General features: G+C 74.0%; 8 protein-coding genes. 3 read left to right on the top strand and 5 right to left on the bottom strand.

Going from position 1 to position 4,897, the window contains the following annotated elements:
* Positions 1-67: 67 nt before the first annotated feature.
* The 5 genes from ACFP3V_RS21420 to ACFP3V_RS21400 all read right to left on the bottom strand — a co-directional run bounded on the left by ACFP3V_RS21420 (position 68) and on the right by ACFP3V_RS21400 (position 2,586).
* Positions 68-481 (bottom strand): hypothetical protein, encoded by a 414-nt coding sequence (locus ACFP3V_RS21420; RefSeq protein ID WP_380585845.1) that lies wholly within the window; start codon positions 479-481, stop codon positions 68-70.
* Between the two features lie 132 nt (positions 482-613).
* On the bottom strand, positions 614-1,168 hold the full coding sequence (locus tag ACFP3V_RS21415; RefSeq protein ID WP_380585843.1) for a YceI family protein: 555 nt from the start codon (positions 1,166-1,168) through the stop codon (positions 614-616).
* A gap of 55 nt (positions 1,169-1,223) precedes the next feature.
* Entirely contained in the window at positions 1,224-1,457 is a 234-nt protein-coding gene (locus tag ACFP3V_RS21410; RefSeq protein ID WP_380585841.1) for a hypothetical protein, read from the bottom strand.
* A gap of 180 nt (positions 1,458-1,637) precedes the next feature.
* Positions 1,638-2,228 carry a response regulator transcription factor gene (locus ACFP3V_RS21405; protein WP_380585839.1) on the bottom strand — a complete coding sequence of 197 codons (591 nt, stop codon included), beginning with the start codon at positions 2,226-2,228 and terminating at the stop codon, positions 1,638-1,640.
* A gap of 52 nt (positions 2,229-2,280) precedes the next feature.
* Positions 2,281-2,586 (bottom strand): hypothetical protein, encoded by a 306-nt coding sequence (locus ACFP3V_RS21400; protein WP_380585837.1) that lies wholly within the window; start codon positions 2,584-2,586, stop codon positions 2,281-2,283.
* Between the two features lie 65 nt (positions 2,587-2,651).
* Between ACFP3V_RS21400 and ACFP3V_RS21395 the strand changes: the two genes are divergently transcribed.
* From ACFP3V_RS21395 to ACFP3V_RS21385, 3 genes are all read left to right on the top strand, one after another.
* Positions 2,652-3,650: a LuxR C-terminal-related transcriptional regulator gene (locus ACFP3V_RS21395; protein ID WP_380585835.1), complete on the top strand. Its 999-nt coding sequence runs from the start codon at positions 2,652-2,654 to the stop codon at positions 3,648-3,650.
* A 128-nt stretch (positions 3,651-3,778) separates the two neighbouring features.
* Complete coding sequence (locus tag ACFP3V_RS21390; RefSeq protein ID WP_380585833.1) at positions 3,779-4,258, top strand: hypothetical protein; 480 nt, start codon at positions 3,779-3,781, stop codon at positions 4,256-4,258.
* A 198-nt stretch (positions 4,259-4,456) separates the two neighbouring features.
* Positions 4,457-4,843, top strand: coding sequence for a hypothetical protein (locus tag ACFP3V_RS21385; RefSeq protein WP_380585831.1), 387 nt, complete (start codon positions 4,457-4,459; stop codon positions 4,841-4,843).
* Positions 4,844-4,897: the final 54 nt, after the last annotated feature.

Genomic DNA, 4,897 nt, shown 5'->3' with positions numbered 1-4,897 from the left:
CGGCCGCCCGGGCGGCGAGGCCGAGCCCCGCCGCCGGAACGGCCGTCAACAGGCCCATGCGGCCGCCTCAGGAGGACGGCTCGGGCTTGCCGCCCTGACCGTGGTGGGAGCGGGCGGCGGCGTGGGCGACATCCGCCGGGGTCGGGGCGTCCTGCGGGGCCTGCGCGGCCCCCGTCGGCCGCCGGCCCTGGCTGAGCCACACCCCGGCGGCGCCCGCCGCCGCGACCGGCCACTCGACCACGCCCACCGCGCCGAGGACCCCGGCGCCCGCGTAGGCGGCCCAACGGCGGGAGCGCGGTGAGACCAGACCCACCGTGTCCAGCACGGTGTCGGCGGCGCCGCGCACCACCCCGGCTCCGGGGATCCGCTGCACGGCGGACGCCAGTGTGTCCATCGGGTGCAGCACTGCCTGCTGCGCCGCTCCGGCCGGGCCGTTCCCGGCAACCGGTGCGGCGGCGGGGTTCTCGTTCTTCGCGTTCATACGGAGTCCAGCTGAGAGAGGGTCGCCACGGGCTTCTGGCAGCGCGGCTGCCCCGTCCGCCCCGGCCCATTCCCGCTGTCCCCGCCGTCCCGTCGGCCGCGCCGGCCCGGCTGAGTCTCCGTCAGCGCGGCATCAGCCCGATTGCAGCCAGGCGGTGAACTCGATGTCGACGGCGTCGCGGAGCTTGAGCGCGCCGAAGAACCCGGTGTACGGCCGGATGCCCCACTGGGACTGCACGACGGTGGCCGTGCCGGCGATGGTGTTGTCGTTCCGCTGCCGCACGTCCAGGCTCAGCGGGTGGGTCTGCCCGGCCAGCGTCAACTCGCCCGCGACGACGGCCGCGCCGTCCTGCACGTCCACGCCGGTGGAAGTGAACAGGACGTGCGGGTCGCGATCGACCTGCAGCACCTTGCGCATGGTCTGCTGGATCTGCTGCTTGTCCCCTTCGCTGAGCGGCTTCACGCCGCCGGTGCCTTCGAGGACCTTCAGCAGTCCGAGGTCCACCCGCACCGAGACGGACGGCTGCTGGGCCGGATCGGCGGGGACGTGGACGTGCCCGTCCCACTCGGTGGCCTCGATCACGAGGTCGTGCCCGGCCTTCGCGGCGACCCCCTGGCGGAAGGTGCGCAGCAGCAGCCTGCCGGCGTGCCGGCTGCCGATCTCGTACTCACCTGCGGCTACGGCCATGCCCTCAGCCTACGCTCGACCGCCGCCCCCGGCCGGGGCGCGGACCTCGCGACACTCAGGCGCTGTCCACCAGTTGGGCGTGCCCCTTCTGCCGGGCGCAGTGGGCGCAGCAGAAGAACTGCCCGTCGGCCTGCAGCCCGTGTCCGAGGATCCGGCACTGGCAGTTGTCGCAGATCGGCGCCATCCGCTGCACGGCGCACTCGAAGCTGTCGAAGACGTGGACCGCTCCGGCGGCTCGCACCTCGAACGACATCGCGTAGTCGTTCCCGCAGACCTCACACTCCGCCATCGGCCGTCCGCTCCTCTTGCTGCTGGGTCCCGGACTTCCAGGGGTTCCGGGGTCCCGCCGATTCTGCGCCTCCGCTCGCGGGCACCCGCGGGCGACGACGCCGGGGCCCGGCGCGATTTCACCCGGGTGGCCGCGCGGCTGCCGGCCCGCGGCCCCTCGTCGGCCCAAGTCGGCCGCCGTTCATCCTGGTTGGGTGCCCGCCGGGACGCAGTGCTGCATCCTGACCCGCTTCCAGGCCACCCGCCACCGCTCGGCGGCGGCCGGCGGGAGGCCGCAGGCCCGAACGACGGCGGTGACCCGCTCGAGGGGCGGAAGGGTCGTGCGACGCGTGTCGAGTGTCTGCGAGAGGGTGCTGCGCGGAAGGCCCGTCCGCCGTTCGAGGTCGCGCAGGGAGGGCTCCCCCGCCCACGCCTTCAGCAGCCGCAACTGCCGGACCAGTTCGACGGGTGTGGTGGCGCTCGCCGGATCGGGCGGTCCGGCGGCGGGGTCGCCGGGAGCGAAGGCGCCCGGGAGTTCCCCCTCGGGCGCGCGCCGGGCAGGCACCGGACGTGTCGCAGTGTCGGTCGCGGTCCGGGCGACGGTGAGAACGGCCAGCTGTGCGCGGTTGGCGGTCCCCGTCTTGGCGCGGATGCGCCGGAGATAGGTGTCCACGGTGTGCGGGCTGAGCCGAAGGCGCCGTGCGATGGATTCGTTGGTGAGACCCTGGGCCACGTGTTCGAGGACTTCGCGCTCGCGCGGGGACAGGGACGGGCGGGGGGTCGGTGGGGACATGAACAGTTCCTCGCTGTCACGGGGGGACCGGGACCTGGGCGCTGCGCCGGCGTCAGGGCTGCTGGTTGCAGCTCCCGCCGCAACCGCCCCAGGACGTGTCCGCGGGCGGCAGGACCGGGACCACGGTGAGGGCCTGGGCCTGGGCGCTGCGCGCCGACGTCTGACCCCGCTGGGCCTGCGCTCCGTCGGCGCCGGTCGCGCCGGCGCCCACGAGCACGGCCAGCAGCAGCGGAGCCAGCGCGGCGACGAGAGCCTTGCCGGTGGTCGGGAAGCGGTGCACGGCGTCCTCCTGGAATCGATGGGCTGCTCCGGCGACGCGGTCCCGCGTCGGCCGTGCGATCAGCTTTCCGTGCGACACCCGCGCGGACCATGAGCCGGCCGCTTCATCAAACTGTCTGGCAGCAAAGGGAACGGGGGACACACATGGACATCGGTGAGGAAACCGGGCAGGCCGTCGACCAGGTCGATCTGGACGCGTACCAGTGGATCCTGACGCACCGTCGGATCGAGCCTGCCGCGCTGGCGAAAGGACTGGGCGTGTCGGAGCAGCGTGCGGCGGAGGCGGTGACGCGGCTCACCGCACTGTGCCTGGTCCATGCGGACGCCTCCGATCCCGGCGTCGGCCATGCCGTCGCCCCGGAGGCCGCGATGACCGCGCTGGCGGCGCCGGGCGAGGCGCGCATCCGCCGGGAGCAGGAGCGGATCGCCCGCGGCCGGGCGCTGATGTCGGCGTTCGTGCCGCACTACCACGCGGCACGGCACGAACGGGGAACCGGCATCGAGGTGATCCCCACGCTCGCGGAGGTGAGGGCTGCCCTCAACGAGGCTGCCGCGCGCTGCCGCAGCGAGGTGATGGCCAGTCAGCCGGGCGGCGGCAGCCGGGTGCCCGAGGCGATGCAGGAGGCGCTGGCGCGCGACGAGGCGCTGCTCAGCCGCGGGATCACGATGCGGACCCTGTACCACCACACGGCCCGCTTCAACGGGCCGAGCCAGGCGTACGTCGAAGCGGCGTCACGGCTGGGCGGCCAGTACCGCACCAGCCACGAACTGTTCGGGCGGATCATCGTGTTCGACCGCGAACTGGCCTTCGTCCCCGCCAGTGACGGCTCCTGGGGTGCGGTGGCGATCCGTCAGGAGTGGCTGGTGGCCTACCTGTGCGAAATCTTCGAACAGACCTGGGCGCGGGCCCGGCCGTTCGCGAGCGCGGCGGCGGAGGGGCTGGAGCAGGTCGCCCAGGAGATCGACCACACCATCGTCGAACTGCTGGCCGCCGGGCTGAAGGACGAGACCATCGCCCGTCGCCTGGGCATGTCCCTGCGCACCGCGCGGCGCCACATCGCGGACATCATGGCGCAGTTGGGCGCCGACAGCCGGTTCCAGGCCGGCGTGGCGGCGGCGAAGGCCGGGCTGGTCCCCGACTGAGCCCGCCGGGCGCCAGGACCGGCCGGGACCGCCCGGGACCGCGAAGACCTGACTGTGCCGCAGCCCCCGGGCCACCCACCATGAAGGCCCCGACGGGCGTCGCCCGGCGACCGGAAGGGAGGCACGCGGTGTTCTGGGGTCCTCAGCAGGCACGTGCGGCAGGCGGGTTCGCGGAGGAACTCGCCGCGTTCGTCCGCGGGCGCGGCGACCACGGGCCGGCGGTCCTGTGGCCGGAGTACGACCCGCCGTCGGACGCCGGTGGTGCTCCCGGTCCGCGCCTTGCCGCACGGCTGACCGAGCTGGTCGGGAGGCCCGTGGTGGACCTTCCCGGCGGGCCGCAGCGGGAAGGCCGACCGCTGGAGCCGGGGCCCGGCGGCCTCCTCCTGGTCCAGACGGGCGGGACCAGCTGCGTGCACCTCTCCGCCGATCCGGCCGCGGAGGAGCCGCGCCAGGCCCGCATCCGGGTCCGGCCCGGAGAGGTGCTCTTCCTGCCGCGGGACGCCCGCGCCGTGCTGCACCACGGAGCGGGTGCCCGCCACATCCTGCTGCGGATCGACGCCGGTCCCCGGCAGGAGGACAAGGCGCACGCGCCGAGCAGGGACGCCTGAACGGACCGAGTCCGGAATCGTCCAGGCTCGTCCCGGACCGTGGCCTCCGCGCCGACCCACCGGCCATGCTGACGGAGGCCGACAGCGACCGGCCCGCTCCCGGCGGGCGGTCGGGCCGCCTCCCGTCCCCGGCGTGCGCGGACGCACCTGGACCCACGTCTGGCATGTCCACACCATTCACAGGAGTGAGTGATCACCATGCGCAAGATTCTCGGCACCACCATCGCCAGCCTCGCCCTGGCCGCCTCCGCCATCGGCCTGTCCGCCGGCAGCGCCTCGGCGAGCACGTACATCCCCATCTCGCTCACCACCAGCCACGGGGTCGGCGTCTACTCCCAGGCCACCGGCAACTCCGCCAAGTACGACTCCGACCTCTGGGCCTCCCACGGCGACAGCATCGTGGCGATCTGCTGGGTCGTCGGTCAGCAGGTCGGCAACGACGGTGACGTCTGGTACAAGACGAGCCAGGTCAACTACGGCGCGTACGGCTACAGCGACTACTTCAACGCCCCGTACACCGCCTGGACGTTCGCGCCCTACGTGGACGGCGCCGCGGCGTTCCACAACGGCCTGAACCGCTGCTGACGTCCTGACGCGCCGTCACCTCCGGCACGGCGTCGCCCTCGACGACCACCGCGG

Source organism: Streptacidiphilus monticola (genome assembly GCF_042658505.1).
GTDB lineage: Bacteria > Actinomycetota > Actinomycetes > Streptomycetales > Streptomycetaceae > Streptacidiphilus > Streptacidiphilus monticola.
This window is presented reverse-complemented; position numbering and strand designations above follow the sequence as displayed.